The following is a 16,419-nucleotide window of genomic DNA, read 5'->3' on the forward strand; positions in this document are numbered from 1 at the left end:
CCCAGCGCTCCCCGCCCAGCCTCACCAGCCTTCCGCCACGCGGATCGCGATCTTCCCGATGGTGCGGCCCGACTCGATGGCGCGGTGCGCCTGCGAGAGCTCGCGCACCGGGTAGCTCGCGCTGACGATGGGCCTGACGTGGCCTTGCGCCGCCAGCTCCGCCACCGCGGCGAGCGCGCGGCCCTGCGCGTGCGGGTCGAGCCGCCAGATCGTGGCGGCCCCCATCACGTGATAGAGGAGCGACGCCGCCTTCATGAACAGCCGGTCCGCGACCGGCGCGGGCGTCGGCACGATGCTCACCACGGTGCCCATCGGCGCCACGGCGTCGAGCGCCTGATCCAGCGCGCGGCCACCGGCGTTGTCGAAGGCCACCGCGACGCCCGCCCCGCCGGTCAGGTCCCGGCACGCCTGGCCCACGTCCTGCGTCGTGTGATCGAGCACGACCGCTGCGCCGAGGTCGCGGCAGAGCGCCGTCGACTCGGGTCGGCTGGCGGTCGCCACCACCCGTAACCCGAGGTGACGCGAGAGCTGCAGCTGCAGATGGCCCACGCCGCCTGCGCCCGCGGTGACCAGCACCGCGGCGCCGGGCGCGGGCCGCGCGCGCGAGAGGCATTCCCAGGCCGTGACGCCCGCGAGCGACAGGCATGCAGCCTGCTCATGGGAGAGGGCCGCCGGCTTGCGCGCGAGGGTGCGGCTGTCGGCCACCACCCGCTCCGCGTTCGCGCCCTGCCCGAACAGGCTGGGTGAGCCGAACACCTCGTCTCCGACAGCGAGATCGTCGACGCCGGGGCCGACCGCGTCGACGATCCCGGAGACGTCGTAGCCGAGCACCAGCGGAAACTGCCGCTCGATGCGGCGCGGCCCGGGCGCCGCCGAGCGCGCCCGGATGTCCGCCGGGTTGACCGACGACGCGATCACGCGCACGCTCACCTGGTGGGGTCCGGGCGCTGGCTCGGGCAGCTCCAGCGGCACGAGCTGCGAGGCGTCGCCATGGTGATGGATTCCGATTGCCTTCATGCGTTTCTGTCCTCTCGAGCGACGCCGGCGTGCGGCGGCTCAGGCGCAGTGTGTCCGCCGGCGGCGGCCCTGTCCCGACCGGTTCGTCGCGATCTGACGCCGCCCTCCAGGGGGTTTGATCGACCGCGGTCGCCCAGCTTCCTCGTCGCGCTTCTGTGGCTGGAGCTTGGCACCGGGCGAGCCAAGGTGTGAGATCAGCGCCGCTCGCGCCGCTGCTCGACGATCGCCTTGCCCTGACGGGCGAGAGCATGACGGATGCCGGCCTGGAGATCGCGCTGCGTCAGGAGGTTGCCCAGCTCGATCCCCTGCGCGACCAGCGTCTGGGCGACGTCGGGTGACGCCCCGACGAGGACACACGTGGCGCCAAGGAGCGCGGCGGCCCGCGTGGCCTGGAGGAGGCGGGCAGCCACATCGGCGTCGAGGACCGGCACGCCCGTGATGTCGATGAGCACCGTCTCGGCCCTGTGGCGCTCGATGCCCTGGAGCAGCGTCTCCAGGAGCTGGGCGCCGCGGGCGGAGTCGATGGTCCCGACGAGGGGCACCACGAGGATGCCGTCGTGGACCGGGATGACCGGCGTGGACAGCTCCTGGATGACATCGAGGAGCTTCCGCTGCGTCGCGAACCACGCGAGCTCTTTCTGCACCGCCTCGTCGGCGCGCTTCTTCTCCGTGATGTCCTCGATCATGACCAGGAGATAGCGGCAGACGCCGTGCTCGTCTCTGAGCGGTACCTTCACCATGTGAAGCCACTGCTCCCCGGCCGGCGTGGCGATGCGCGCCTCGGGCACGTCCACGATCTCGCCCTTCTCGATCACGTCCCGATCCATGCGATCGAGCCACTTGGCCTCCTCCAGTCGATGCGGGAAGAGGTCGAAGACGTTCTTGCCGAGGACGCCGCTCCGCGGGGCGCCGAAGACCTTTTCGTAGTGGCCGTTCATCCGGACGACGCGGAATTCCGTCACCTCCTTGATGAAGACCGAGACCGGCACGTGCTCGATGATGGTGTCGAGGAAGCTCTCGATAGGCACCGTCCCTGGCTCGCTGCGCGGCGCAGCCTGGTTGTGGACGCAGACGAGCGCGCCGCGCGCGCCATCGACGCGAAGCTGCGTGACCGAGATCTCGCAGGACGGCGCGCCGGGCGCGCCGCCCCGGAGCGCGATGCCGGCCTGCTCGCGCTCGCCCTCGAGCACGGCGCGGATGCCTGCGAGCACCTGCTGCGCCTCGCCGGCGAGCCCCTCGGGCGACGCGGGCAGGACGGCTGGCGTGTGCGCGAGGGACACCGGCCAGGCGGGGAACGCGCCCTCCGCGAGGATCTGCTCCAGGCGGGGATTGGCGCACCGGAGCGCTCCCATTGCATCGAAGACAGCGGCGGCTACCGGGAGCGCGCAGAGGAGCGGCAGGGGGTCGACGCCGACGTGCGGCAGGGGGCCGGCGCCGACGTGTGGGCCGGGCCCATCGAGATCTAGGGTCATTCGGGATCCTTCCACGCGACACGAGCGGCCCAGCGTTCTCCGGGCCGGACGACCCGTCGAATATCCTAACCTTTCAACGCGCTCTCCGAGAATCGCCACGCGCTCGCCGTTATGTAATACATCTAACAATCTCATGTGGGTAGCGCCGTCGCTCATCGCGAGTTGGTCAAACCCTGCTCAGGCGCGCGACCTCGGCGCGCACCGCTGCTCGGGCCGCTCGCGGCGCACCGACAAGGACACGGCCTGATCGGGCGGCATCCGACGCGCCTGGCACGGAGGTTGATAGCGCCGCTCCCCGTGGATGCTGAAACCCTCTCTCGGCCCTGTCGCGCCACCGGGCCGCACGTCGCGCCTGGCCGCCTCATCCTGTCGCTGCCCGATCGCTCGCTGCCCGGACGAGGCGGGCAGCGCGCCCTTCGCGCCCGGATCCACGAAGCGCGCGGGAGACGCCGTGCGCGCGCGTGATCTCGGCGTCGCGCCTGGCATCTTCGATCCGGGCCCGCTGAACGCGATCACCGACGTGGGCGGCGTGCGCGTCGGGCACGCCACGGTGATCGAGGGAGACGCGATCCGCACCGGCGTCACCGCCGTATTCCCCCACGGGGGGAACCTCTACCTCGATCGCGTCCCCGCGGCGATCCACGTGGGCAACGGGTTTGGCAAGCTCGTCGGCGCGACCCAGGTCCGCGAGCTGGGTGAGCTGGAGACTCCCATTCTCCTCACGACCACGCTTTGCGCGTTCCGGGCCGCCGACGCGCTCGTCGAATGGATGCTGGCTCAGCCGGGCATGGAGGAGGTGCGCTCGCTCAACCCGGTCGTCGGCGAGACCAACGACGGCGTGCTCAACGCGGTCCGGCTCCGTCCGATCACCGCCGAGCACGTGCGCGCGGCGCTGGGCTCGGCGCGGGAGGGGCCCACGCAGGAGGGGTGCGTCGGCGCGGGCACGGGCACCGTCGCGTTCGGATGGAAGGGGGGGATCGGCACCGCCTCGCGGGTGCTGCCGGCGTCGCTCGGCGGGGCCTGCGTCGGCGTGCTCGTCCAGTCGAACTTCGGCGGCGTGCTGCAGGTGATGGGGGCGCCCGTCGGCGAGGAGCTCGGCCGGTACGCTTTCCGGTCGCAGGTCGAGGCGGCGGCGGGGGACGGATCCATCCTCATCCTCGTCGCGACGGACGCGCCGCTGTCGGATCGCAACCTCGGGCGGCTCGCTGCCCGCGCGATCCTGGGCCTCGCGCGCACCGGATCCTCCGGCGCGAACGGCTCCGGCGACTACGCGATCGCCTTCTCGACGAGCGCCTCGGTGCGGCGCCGCTCCGGCGCGAAGCGGCTCGCGACCACCGAGCTCTCGAACCAGGAGACGTCCGCCCTCTTTCAGGCCGTGATCGAGGCGACGGAGGAGGCCATCTACAACTCGCTCTTCACGGCCGAGACCACCACGGGGAGCGGTCGCACCGTGGACGCCATTCCGCTGGATCGCGTCCGTGACGTGCTGTCGAGGCACGGCGTCCAGCGGCCGTCCGGCCGCTCCCGCCCTGCATGACGCAAGAGACCGCCGCGGGCGGGCCGGCGCGAGAGCTCGCCGCCGTTTCCCGTGGCGCAGCGAGGTGCTTTTGGCAACATCACGAATCGACCGGGCGCCTCGGAGACCGATCCGGCTTTGGACACCCTCCCTCTATGACCGACAGTCCACGTTACCGCGTGCTGGGGGTGCTGCATCAAGGTGCGGACACGATCCTCTACCGCGCGCGGCGCGAGGAGGACGGCCAGCCGGTGGTGCTCAAGGTCCTGCGGCGCGACCACGCCAGCCCCCGCGCCCTCCGCAGGCTCCAGCACGAGCTCGAGGTCGCCAGGGCGCTGAAGTCGCCCGCGGTCGTCAAGGCCTACGGTATCGAGCCGTTCCGCGATCAGGTGACCCTGGTCCTCGAGGACTTCGGCGGCCGCTCGCTCGACCGGCTGCTCGATGGCGACGGGCCCATGCGCCCGATGTCGAGCGAGCGCTTCTTCCCCCTCGCCCTCCGCCTCGCCGCCGCGCTCTCAGAGCTCCACCGACACCACGTCATCCACAAGGACATCAAGCCCCAGAACCTCCTCTACAACCCCGACACTGGCGAGGTGAAGATCACCGATCTCGGCATCGCCTCCCTCTCCGCGCGCGGGGCCCAGGAGCTCGCGCACGACGGGCTCATCGAGGGCACGCTCGCCTACATGGCGCCGGAGCAGACCGGCCGCATGAACCGCCGCGTCGACGAGCGGACCGATCTGTACTCCCTCGGCGTCACCTTCTACGAGATGCTGACTGGCACCCTGCCCTTCCACGCCAGCGACCCCGTCGCGTGGGTCTATTGCCACATCGCCCAGGCGCCGCAGCCGCCCCACACGCTCGTCCCCTCGATTCCACCCCAGCTCTCCGCCGTCGTCCTCAAGCTGCTCTCCAAGGCCGCCGAGGAGCGTTACCAGAGCGCGCTCGGCCTGCGCCACGACCTCGACACGTGCTTTTCCCAGCTGCGCCAGAGCGGCGCCATCGAGCCATTCCCGCTCGGACGGCGCGACGTCTCCGATCGGTTCCAGATCCCGCAGCGGCTCTACGGCCGCGAGCGCGGGATCGAGACGCTGCGCGCCGCGTTCGAGCGCGTGGTCGCGAACGGCCGGCCAGAGCTCGTGCTCGTCTCGGGCTATTCGGGCATCGGCAAGTCCTCGCTCGTCGCCGAGCTGCACGGGCCCGTCGTGCGCGAGCGCGGCTCCTTCCTCTCCGGCAAGTTCGATCAGCTCAAGCGCGACGTCCCCTACCGCGCCTTCCTTCAGGCCTTCCGGGGGCTCGTGCAGGAGATCCTCGGCGCGAGCGAGCAGCAGGTCGAGCGCTGGAAGCAGCGCCTCCGTGAGGCTCTCGGCCAGGACGGCGGTCTGCTCGCCGACATGCTCCCCGAGCTCGCCCTGCTGCTCGGCCCGCAGCCGCCCGCGCCCGAGCTCCCGCCCGCCGAGGCCCAGAGCCGGCTGCTCGCCACGCTCCAGCGCTTCGTCGCCGCGTGCGCCCGGAAGGAGCACCCCGTCGCCCTCTTCCTCGACGATCTGCAATGGGCCGACGCCGGCAGCCTCCTGCTCCTCGAGCACCTCGCCACCCTCGCCGGCGACGCGCACCTCCTGCTGATAGGCGCTTATCGCGACAACGAGGTCGGCCCCGCGCACCCGCTCCGGCTCACCCTCGCCGAGATCCGAAAGCGCGGCGCCGCCGTCTCCGAGCTCGTCCTCACGCCGCTCTCCGCCGCCCACGTCGGGGCGCTCGTCGCCGAGACGGTCCACGCACCCGAAGCGCGGGTCGAGCCGCTCTCGCGGCTGGTTTACGAGAAGACCGGCGGCAACCCCTTCTTCGTTCTCCAGTTCCTCCTCGCCCTGCACGACGAGGGGCTCATCACCTTCGACACCGACGAGGGCGCATGGCGGTGGGATATCGCCGCCATCCGCGACAAGGGCTTCACCGACAACGTCGTCGAGCTGATGGCCGGCAAGCTGGAGCGGCTCTCGGTCCCGACGCGCGACGCCCTCAAGCTCGCCGCGTGCCTCGGCGGCAACGTGGACCTCGACACCCTCACGATCGTCGCGCGAAGGCCGGCGGAGGCCCTGCGCACGGCGCTCGAGGACGCCGTGCGGGAGGGGCTGCTGCTCCGCCGGGACAGCGCCTATCGCTTCCTCCATGACCGGGTGCAGCAAGCCGCTTATTCGCTCATCCCGCCCGGACAGCTCGCCGAGGTGCACCTCTGCATCGGTCAGCTGCTCTTGAAGGCGCAGCGCGCCGAGCGCGAGGACGCGCTCTTCGAGATCGTGAGCCACCTCAACCGCGGCGCCGCGCTCCTCCGTTCCCAGGCCGAGCGCGACGAGCTCGCCGCCCTCAACCTCCGCGCCGGCAGGAAGGCCCAGGCCGCCGCCGCCTACCAGTCTGCCGCCGCCCTCTTCGCCGCGGGCCTCTCCCTCCTCGCGCGAGATCCCCGCGAGCGCTGGGAGACTCGGTACGATCTGGCCTATCCCCTGAGCCTCGAGCGCGCGCACGCCGCCTACGCCACCGGCAACATCGAGGAGGCCGAGCGGCTGCTCGAGGAGCTCCTGGAGCGCACGAGGACCGAGCTCGATCGCGCCGCGGTCGTCGAGCTTGCCGTAAGCTTCTACCAGACCCGAGGGCGGTCCGACCACGCCGTCGACCTCGCGCTCGCGTGGCTCCGCGCCCGGGATATCGATCTTCCGCTCCACCCCACCGACGCACAGGTCAGGGAGGAGACCGAGAGCCTCTGGCACGCCCTGGGCGACCGGGCGATCGAGGACCTCATCCGCCTGCCCCCCATGGAGCATCCGGAGTGCAAGGTCGTCATGGCCGTGCTGCAAAGCGTTGCCGGCCCCGCGATCTTCGTGGACCACGACCTGCACTACCTCATCGTCCTGCGCCAGGTGAAGCTCAGCCTGCGCTACGGCAACGCGGACAGCTCCGCCCACGCGTACGCGGCCTTCGCGCGGATGTTCGGCCCGCGGTTCGGGCGATACCGCGAGGCCTACAAGTTCGGAAAGCTCGGCTATGACCTCGCGGACAGGAGCGAACTCCTCACCGTGAAGTCGCTGGTATTCACCATCTTCGGACAGCAAGTCGTCTTCTGGACACGCCACTACCGGGAGACGTACCCCTACACGCGCGCCGGGTTCAGCGCCGCGGTCGAGTCCGGCGATATGCGCATGGCGTGCTTCAACTGCGTCTGGGCTCCGCTGTTCCCGCTGCTCGCCGGCGAGCCGCTGGAGGACGTCCTCCACGAGGTCGAGGAGCGCAGCCGCTTCGTGCGCAAGGCCGGTTACGCGTTCGTCTACGGCGTCCTGGCCAGCGCCCACGCCGTCATCCAGACGCTGCGCGGGAGGCCGGTCCGCTTCTCCACGCTCGACGGCTCCGAGCTGGATCCGCCGGCCTTCGAGGCGCGGCTCGACGAGGGGGATATGCGGGGCGCCCGCGGCCTCCATTACAGCATGAAGGCGCGCACCCTCTTCGTGCTCGGCTCTTACGGAGAGGCGCTCACCGCGGCGACGCGCGTGATCGTCGACCACCCCTTCAGGAGAGAGCCCTACGCGCTCATCGCCGAGAACTTCTATGTTCACGCGCTCGCGCTCGCGGCCCTCGCCGACGGTGGCGCGCCCGAGCCGCCCAAGCCGCACGAAGCGCGGCGGTCGCCGGCGCAGGAGCTCCCCGAGGGCCTCCTCGACAGCGAGCGGCAGCTCGGCGCGTGGGCCGCGAGCTGCCCCGAGAACTTCCTCCACAAACACGCCCTGGTCCGCGCCGAGATCGCCCGGCTCCGCGGGCATGAGCCCGAGGCCATCCGGCTCTACGAGCAGGCCATCTCCTCGGCGCGGGAGAACGGCTTCGTCCAGCACGAGGCCATCGCCAGCGAGCTCGCCGCCCGGTTCTACCGCGATCGCGGCCTGTCCACGCCCGCCGACGCCTACCTGCGGGACGCCCGCGCCGCCTACTTCCGCTGGGGCGCCCACGCCAAGGTCGAGCAGCTCGACCAGCGGTATCCCTTCCTCGTCGAGCGCAAGCCGATCGCCCCCACCGTCACCTTCGCCGTCCGGGCCGAGCAGTTCGACGTCCTCTCCATCGTCAAGGCCTCTCAGAGCATCTCGGGCGAGCTCAAGCTCCCGCGCCTGCTCGAGATGCTCCTGCGCATCGTGGTCGAGCACGCGGGCGCCGGAGAGGGGGTCGTGCTCCTGGTCCGGGAGGAGCGCCTGTCGACGGCGGCGGCGATCGCGACGTCCAGGGGCGCGGCGCGGCTGCTCGACGCGGGCGAGGCCCTGGCGGCGCTGCCGCAATCCATTCTCAACTATGTCCTCCGCAGCCACGAGCGCGTGCTGCTCGACGACGCGACGGCCAGGCACCCGTTCTCGGAAGACGAGTATTTCGGCCGCAAGAGGCCGAGATCGGTGCTGTGCCTCCCGATCATGCGGCAGGCCCGGCTGCTCGGCGTGCTCTACCTGGAGAACGGGCTCGTGGCCGGGGCGTTCACCCCCGGGCGGCTCACCGTGCTCGAGCTGCTCACCTCGCAGTCGGCCATCTCGCTCGAGAACGCCATGCTCTATGCCGATATCGAGCAGGAGAACGCCGAGCGGCGGCGGGCGGAGCAGGCGCTGAAGACCAACCAGGTGACGCTGCAGGCCATCGTCGACAACTCCGCCGCGGCCATCTTCCTCAAGGATCGCGAAGGCCGGTATTTGCTCGCCAACCGCCACGCAGGGAGCGTCGCCGGCGTGCCGAGCCATGAGCTCCTCGGAAAGACCGACGCCGAGGTCTATCGTGGCGCGGACGTCGAGGTCCTCCGAGACAACGACCGGCGGGTGCTCGAGGCGGGCGAGCCGCTGGAGTTCGAGGAGGAGGTGACGACGAAAGAGGGCGAGCCGCGCATCTACCTGTCCCTCAAGTTCCCGCTCGGCGAGAGCGTCATGCCCGGCGTTCTCTGCGGCATCTCCACCGACATCACCGAGCGCAAGCGCGCCGAGCTCGCCGAGCGCTTCCTCGCCGACGCGAGCCGCAAGCTCATGGCCCTCGGCTACGGCGCCACCCTCGAGAGCGTCGCGCAGCTCGCGTTGCCGGCGCTGGCCGACCGATGCGTCATCGACGTGGACCTCGCCCAGGACGCCCCGGGGCGGGCGGTCACCGCGGGGATGCCGGCCGAGCTCGCAGGCGCGGTGACGGACGCGCTGCGGTCTCTGGCAGCGACGTCGCCGGACCGGCCCGAGGTGGGTGACGTCCACGCCGCGCCCCTCCTCGATCCGCTCGGCGTTCACTCCTTCCTCCGCGTCCCGCTCCTCGCGCGCGACCGGCGCTTCGGGGTCATGACCCTGCTGGCGGCCGCGCCGCGGCACCGTTACGGCCCCGCCGACCTGTGGCTGGCCCAGGAGCTGGCGAGCCGCGCCGCGCTCGCCCTCGACAACAGCCGCCTGTTCGCCGAGGCCCAGGAGGCGATCGAGCGCCGCGACGAGTTCCTCCTCGTCGCCTCGCACGAGCTCAAGACACCGCTCACCTCGCTCACGATGCAAGCCCACCTCCTCGCCCGGCTCCTGCCTCGCCTCCAGCGCGGTGAGGTCGCTCCGGAGCGCATCGACGCCGCGATCCAGCTCCTCAACCGACAGATCGCGCGCCTCGCCCACCTGGTCAACGAGCTGCTCGACGTCACCCGCCTCAACGCCGGCCAGCTGACCCTCTCTCGCGCGCCCGTCGATCTGGCGGCCCTGGCGCGCGAGGTCGTCGAGCGGATGCACCAGCAGCTCACCGACGCCCGCTGCCGCACCCAGCTCGAGCTGGACGAGCCCGTGATGGGGCACTGGGATCCGTCTCGCATGGAGCAGGTCCTCATCAACCTCCTGTCCAACGCGCTCAAATACGGCGCGGGAGGCCTCATTCACGTCATCGCGCGCCGCGAGGGCGCTCGCGCCGTGCTCGTCGTCCGCGATCATGGCATGGGCATCGCGGAGGCCGACCAGGCCAGGATCTTCGAGCGCTTCGAGCGCGCCGTCTCCGTCCGCAACTTCGGCGGCCTCGGCCTCGGCCTCTACATCGTTCGATGGATCGTCACCTCCCACGGCGGCACCATCCGCGTCGAGAGCAAGCCGGGCGCGGGCGCCACGTTCATCGTCGAGCTGCCTTTGCACCCGCCGGAGGCGGAGACGGAAGGCCAGGGCACCTTTCTCCCGCCGGCATGAGCGTTCACCGGGAGCCGAAGCCGGCGCTGCTCCGCGCCGTTTGCTCGTGACGGGTTGCAGCGCTTTTGGCAATGTACCGGGTTGACTGGCGACACGCCGCCGGCGCCCCGGCTTTCAAAGATTCTCCTATGCCCCATAGTCCACGTTACCGCGTGCTGGAGGTGCTGCACCAGGGTGCGGACACGATCCTCTACCGCGCGCGGCGCGAGGAGGACGGCCGGCCGGTGGTGCTCAAGGTCCTGCGGCGCGACCACGCCAGCCCCCGCGCCCTCCGCAGGCTCCAGCACGAGCTCGAGGTCGCCAGAGCGCTCGCTTCGCCGGTCATCGCCAGGGCCTACGGGATCGAGCCGTTCCGCGATCAGGTGACGCTGGTCCTCGAGGACTTCGGCGGCCGCTCGCTCGACCGGCTGCTCGATGGCGACGGGCTCATGCGCCCGATGCGCCCGATGTCGATCGAGCGCTTCTTCCCCCTCGCCCTCCGCCTCGCCGCCGCGCTCGCAGAGCTCCACCGACACCACGTCATCCACAAGGACATCAAGCCCCAGAACCTCCTCTACAACCCCGACACCGGCGAGGTGAAGATCACCGATCTCGGCATCGCCTCCCTCTCCGCGCGCGGGGCCCAGGAGCTCGCGCACGACGGGCTCATCGAGGGCACGCTCGCCTACATGGCGCCGGAGCAGACCGGCCGCATGAACCGCCGCGTCGACGAGCGGACCGACCTGTACTCCCTCGGCGTCACCTTCTACGAGCTTCTGACTGGCACCCTGCCCTTCCAGGCCAGCGATCCCGTCGCGTGGGTCTATTGCCACATCGCCCAGGCGCCGCGGCCGCCCCACACGCTCGTCCCCTCGATTCCCCCCCAGCTCTCCGCCGTCGTCCTCAAGCTGCTCTCCAAGGCCGCCGAGGAGCGTTACCAGAGCGCACTCGGCCTGCGCCACGACCTCGACACGTGCTTTTCCCAGCTGCGCCAGAGCGGCGCCATCGAGGCCTTCCCGCTCGGACGGCGCGACGTCTCCGATCGGTTCCAGATCCCGCAGCGGCTCTACGGCCGCGAGCGCGAGATCGAGACGCTGCGCGCCGCGTTCGAGCGCGTGGTCGCGAGCGGCCGGCCAGAGCTCGTGCTCGTCTCGGGCTATTCGGGCATCGGCAAGTCCTCGCTCGTCGCCGAGCTGCACGGGCCCGTCGTGCGCGAGCGCGGCTTCTTCCTCTCCGGCAAGTTCGATCAGCTCAAGCGCGACGTCCCCTACCGCCCCCTCCTTCACGCCTTCCGGGGGCTCGTGCAGGAGATCCTCGGCGCGAGCGAGCAGCAGGTCGAGCGCTGGAGAGAGCGACTCCGCGAGGCCGTCGGCCAGAACGGCAGGCTGCTCACTGACGTGCTCCCGGAGATCGAGCGCCTCCTCGGCCCGCAGCCGCCCGTGCCCGAGCTCCCGCCCGCCGAAGCCCAGAGCCGGCTGCTCGCCACGCTCCAGCGCTTCGTCGCCGCGTGCGCCCGGAAAGAGCACCCCGTCACCCTGTTCCTCGACGACCTGCAATGGGCCGACGCCGGCAGCCTCCTGCTCCTCGAGCACCTCGCCCCCCTCGCCGGCGACGCGCACCTCCTGCTGATCGGCGCTTATCGCGACAACGAGGTCGGCCCCGCGCACCCGCTCCGGCTCACCCTCGCCGAGGTCCGAAAGCGCGGCGCCGCCGCCTCCGACATCGTCCTCGAGCCGCTCTCCGCCGCCCACGTCGGGGCGCTCGTCGCCGAGACGGTCCGCACCCCCGAAGCGCAGGTCGAGCCGCTCTCGCAGCTCGTCTACGAGAAGACCGGCGGCAACCCGTTCTTCGTGCTCCAGTTCCTCATCACCCTGCACGAAGAGCGGCTCATCACCTTCGATGCGGACGAGGGCGCATGGCGGTGGGACATCGCCCCCATTCGCGACAAGGGCTTCACCGACAACGTCGTCGAGCTGATGGTGGGCAAGCTCAATCGGCTCTCCGTCCCGACGCGCGACGCGCTCAAGCTCGCCGCCTGCCTCGGCGGCAGCCTGCCCCTCGACACCCTCGCGGTCGTCGCGCGCCGTCCGGCGGAGGAGCTCCGCGAGGCGCTCGAGGAGGCCGTGCGGGAGGGGCTGCTGCTCCGCCGGGACAGCGCCTATCGCTTCCTCCATGACCGGGTGCAGCAAGCCGCTTATTCGCTCATCCCGCCCGGACAGCTCGCCGAGGTGCACCTCTGCATCGGTCAGCTGCTCTTGAAGGGGCGGAGGCCGGACGAGCGCGAGGACACGCTGTTCGAGATCGTGGGCCACCTCAACCGCGGCGCCGCGCTCCTCCGTTCCCGGGCCGAGCGCGACGAGCTCGCCGCCCTCAACCTCCGCGCCGGCAGGAAGGCCCAGGCCGCCGCGGCGTATGAATCTGCCGCCGCCCTCTTCGCCGCCGGCATGGCCCTCCTCGCGCACGACCCCCGCGAGCGCTGGGAGACGCAATACGCGCTGACCCACGCCCTGAGCTTCGAGCGAGCGCGCTGCGCGTACATCCTCGGCAACTTCGATGAAGCCGAGCGGCTGCTCGAGGAGCTCACGGATCGCTCGATGACCAAGATCGAGAGGGCCGCCGTCGTCGAGCTCGCCGTCGCCTTGCACGTGACCCGCGGGCAGAGCGCCCGCGCCGTGGAGCTCGGTCTCTCCTTTTTGCGCTCTTACGACATCCATCTGCCAACCCACATCACCGACGCCCGCATCGACGAAGAGACCGAGAGCGTGTGGAAGGCCCTGGGCGACCGGGCGATCGAGGGCCTCATCCACCTGCCCCCCATGACGCACCCGGAGATCAAGATCGCGATGAGCATCTTGAAGAGTGTGTCCGTCGCTGCGTATTTCGTGGACCAGAACCTGCATCACCTGGTCCTCGAGCGCATGGTCACGCTCAGCCTCCTCCATGGCAACGCCGAGAGCTCCGCCCATGCGTACACCGCCTTCGCGCGGGTGCTCGGCCCGCGGTTCGGGAGATACAAGGAGGCTTACCTGTTCGGCAAGCTCGGCTACGACCTCGCGGAGAGGAGCGAGCACGTCGCCACGAAGCCCACCGTGTTCTTCCTGTTCGGGCAGCTGACCGTCTTCTGGACGCGCCATTACAGGGAGACCTACCCCTACAATCGCCTCGGCTTCAACGCCGCCGTGGAGTGCGGCGATTTGAACAACGCATGTTACCATTGCGTCTGGGCGTCGGTGTTCCCCCTGCTCTGCGGGGAGCCGCTGGAGGACGTCCTCCACCTGACCGAGGAGCGCCTCGGCTTCGTGCGCAAGGCCGGCTACGCGTTCATCCATGGCATCCTCCTCAGCGTCCGGTACCTCATCCAGACGCTGCGCGGGAGGCCGGTCCATTACGCGATGCTGGATGGCTCCGAGCTGGATCGGGAGGCCTTCGAGGCGCGGCTTCCTCCGGGATCCTCGTACGGGGCTCATAGCTTGTACTACAGCCTGAAGGCGCAGGCGCTGTTCCTCCTCGGCTCTCCCAGGGAGGCGCTCGCGGCGTCGACCCGTGTCGTCGTCGATTACGACTGGAGGATGGACGCGTGCGCCGAGATCCCCGAGACCTTCTATGTTCACGCGCTCGCGCTCTCCGCGGTGTTCGACGACGCGCGCGAGGCGCGCGACGCGGCGACCTCCCCAGAGCGGGAGCTCCCCGAAGGGCTCCTCGCGTGCGAGCGGCAGCTCGGGGTGTGGGCCGCGAGCTGCCCCGACAACTACCTCCACAAACACGCCCTGGTCCGCGCCGAGATCGCCCGGCTCCTCGGGCGCGAGCCCGAGGCCATCCGGCTCTACGAGCAAGCCATCTCGTCGGCGCAAGAGGGCGGCTTCGTCCAGCACGAGGCCATCGCCTGCGAGCTCGCCGCCCGCTTCTACCTCGACCGCGGCCTGTCCACGCCCGCCGTCGCCCACCTGCAGCGGGCGCGCGCCGCCTACTTCCGCTGGGGCGCGCACGCCAAGGTGGAGCAGCTCGACCAGCGGTATCCCTTCCTCGTCGAGCGAAAGCCGATCGCCCCCACCGTCACCTTCGCCGTCCGGGCCGAGCAGTTCGACGTCCTGTCCGTCGTCAAGGCCTCTCAGAGCATCTCCGGAGAGCTCAAGCTCCCCCGCCTGCTCGAGACGCTGCTGCGCATCGTGGTCGAGCACGCGGGCGCCGGAGAGGGGGTTGCGCTCCTGGTCCGGGAAGATCGCGTGTCGACCGCGGCGGCGATCACCGCGTCGGGGAGCGCCGCGCGGCTGCTCGACGCGGGCGAGGCCCTGGCGGCGCTGCCGCAATCCATTCTCAACTATGTCCTCCGCAGCCACGAGCGCGTGCTGCTCGACGACGCTTCCGGGCGGCACCCGTTCTCGGAAGACGAGTATTTCGGCCGCAAGAGGCCGAGGTCGGTGCTGTGCCTCCCGATCGTGCGGCAAACGCGGCTGCTCGGCCTGCTCTACCTGGAGAACAACCTCGTCACCGGCGCGTTCACCCCAGGGCGGCTCACCGTGCTCGAGCTGCTCGCCTCGCAGTCGGCCATCTCGCTCGAGAACGCCATGCTCTATACCGACATCGAGCAGGAGAACGCCGAGCGGCGCCGGGCGGAGCGCGAGCTCCGCGAGAGCCAGGCCACGCTGCAGGCCATCGTCGACAACTCCGCCGCTGCCATCTACCTCAAGGATCGCGACGGCCGCCACCTGCTCGTCAACCGTCAGGTGAGCCGCGGCCTCGGCATCCCGACAGAGCAGATCCTCGGAAAGACGAGCGCCGAGCTCTTGCCTGCCGCCGCCACCGCGACCATCGACGAACACGACCGGCGGGTGCTCGACTCGGGCGAGCCGATGGAGTTCGAGGAGGAGGTGCTGATAGACGGCCAGCTGCGCACCTACCTGTCCCTCAAGTTCCCGCTCGGCGAGAGCGTCATGCCCGGCGTGGTTTGCGGCATCTCCACCGACATCACAGAGCGCAAGCGCGCCGAGCTCGCCGAGCGCTTCCTGGCCGACGCGAGCCGCAGGCTGATGGCCCTCGGTTACGGCGCCACCCTCGACAGCATCGCGCAGCTCGCCGTGCCCGAGCTCGCCGACCGGTGCGTCATCGACGTGGACCTCGCCCAGGACGCCCCGGGGCGGACGGTCACCGCGGTCACCGCGGGCGTGCCGGCCGAGCTCGCAGGCGCGGTGATGGACGCCCTGCGGCCCCTGGCGGCGAGCTCTCTGGATCACGCCGAGGAGGGCGACATCCGCGCGGCGCCCCTCCTCGATCCGCTCGGCGTTCACTCCTTCCTCCGCGTCCCGCTCCTCGCGCGCGACCGGCGCTTCGGCGTCATGACCCTGCTGGCAACCGCGCCGCGGCGCCGCTACGGCCCCGCCGACCTGTGGCTGGCTCAGGAGCTGGCGAGCCGCGCCGCGCTCGCCCTCGACAACAGCCGCCTGTTCGCCGAGGCCCAGGAGGCGATCGAGCGCCGCGACGAGTTCCTCCTCGTCGCCTCGCACGAGCTCAAGACACCGCTCACCTCGCTCACGATGCAAGCCCACCTGCTCGCCCGGCTCCTGCCCCGCCTCCAGCGCGCCGAGGTCGCTCCGGAGCGCATCGACGCCGCGATCCAGCTCCTCAACCGACAGATCGCGCGCCTCGCCCACCTGGTCAACGAGCTGCTCGACGTCACCCGCCTCAACGCCGGCCAGCTGACCCTCTCTCGCGCACCCGTCGATCTGGCGGCCCTGGCGCGCGATGTCGTCGAGCGGATGCACCAGCAGCTCACCGACGCCCGCTGCCGCACCCAGCTCGAGCTGGAAGGGCCCGTGATCGGGGACTGGGACGCTTTCCGCATGGAGCAGATCCTCATCAACCTCCTGTCCAACGCGCTCAAATATGGCGCGGGAGGCCCCATTCACGTCGTCGTGCGCAGCCTGGCCAGCCGCGCGTTGCTCATCGTCCGCGATCACGGCATGGGCATCGCGGAGGCCGACCAGGCCAGGATCTTCGAGCGCTTCGAGCGCGCCGTCTCCGTCCGCAACTTCGGCGGCCTCGGCCTCGGCCTCTACATCGTTCGATGGATCGTCACCTCCCACGGCGGCACCATCCGCGTCGAGAGCGCGCCGGGCGCGGGCGCCACGTTCATCGTCGAGCTGCCTTTGCGCTCGCCGGACACGGAGACGGACGTCCAGGGCACCTTCCTCCCGCAGGCGTAGGCGCGCGAAGCCTGCTCACTACCCGACTGCTGCCT

General features: G+C 70.9%; 5 protein-coding genes. 3 read left to right on the plus strand and 2 right to left on the minus strand.

Annotated features, from left to right (window positions below; all coding sequences use genetic code 11):
* Nucleotides 1–21 precede the first annotated feature (21 nt).
* Nucleotides 22–1,017 (minus strand): quinone oxidoreductase family protein, encoded by a 996-nt coding sequence (locus WME73_RS30415; protein ID WP_437739893.1) that lies wholly within the window; start codon nt 1,015–1,017, stop codon nt 22–24.
* Between the two features lie 194 nt (nt 1,018–1,211).
* Entirely contained in the window at nt 1,212–2,489 is a 1,278-nt protein-coding gene (locus WME73_RS30420) for a PAS domain-containing protein (RefSeq protein WP_437911822.1), read from the minus strand.
* A gap of 451 nt (nt 2,490–2,940) precedes the next feature.
* On the opposite strand from WME73_RS30420, the gene WME73_RS30425 reads away from it, so the two are divergent.
* The 3 genes from WME73_RS30425 (at nt 2,941) to WME73_RS30435 (ending at nt 16,384) form a co-directional block, all read left to right on the plus strand.
* Complete coding sequence (locus tag WME73_RS30425) at nt 2,941–4,026, plus strand: P1 family peptidase (protein ID WP_437739895.1); 1,086 nt, start codon at nt 2,941–2,943, stop codon at nt 4,024–4,026.
* 134 nt (nt 4,027–4,160) lie between these two features.
* A complete protein-coding gene (locus tag WME73_RS30430; RefSeq protein ID WP_437911823.1) occupies nt 4,161–10,205 on the plus strand; it encodes an AAA family ATPase in 6,045 nt (2,014 codons plus the stop codon).
* 128 nt (nt 10,206–10,333) lie between these two features.
* Nucleotides 10,334–16,384, plus strand: a complete 6,051-nt coding sequence (locus tag WME73_RS30435; protein ID WP_437911824.1) for an AAA family ATPase — start codon at nt 10,334–10,336, stop codon at nt 16,382–16,384.
* The last annotated feature ends 35 nt before the right edge of the window (nt 16,385–16,419 follow it).

The organism is Sorangium sp. So ce302 (assembly GCF_051530145.1).
Lineage (GTDB): Bacteria > Myxococcota_A > Polyangia > Polyangiales > Polyangiaceae > Sorangium > Sorangium cellulosum_B.

Coding starts and splice junctions, on each gene's coding strand:
- WME73_RS30430 (WP_437911823.1), top strand. CDS start 4,161: ATGACCGACAGTCCACGTTACCGCGTGCTGGGGGTGCTGCATCAAGGT.
- WME73_RS30420 (WP_437911822.1), bottom strand. CDS start 2,489: ATGACCCTAGATCTCGATGGGCCCGGCCCACACGTCGGCGCCGGCCCC.
- WME73_RS30415 (WP_437739893.1), bottom strand. CDS start 1,017: ATGAAGGCAATCGGAATCCATCACCATGGCGACGCCTCGCAGCTCGTG.
- WME73_RS30435 (WP_437911824.1), top strand. CDS start 10,334: ATGCCCCATAGTCCACGTTACCGCGTGCTGGAGGTGCTGCACCAGGGT.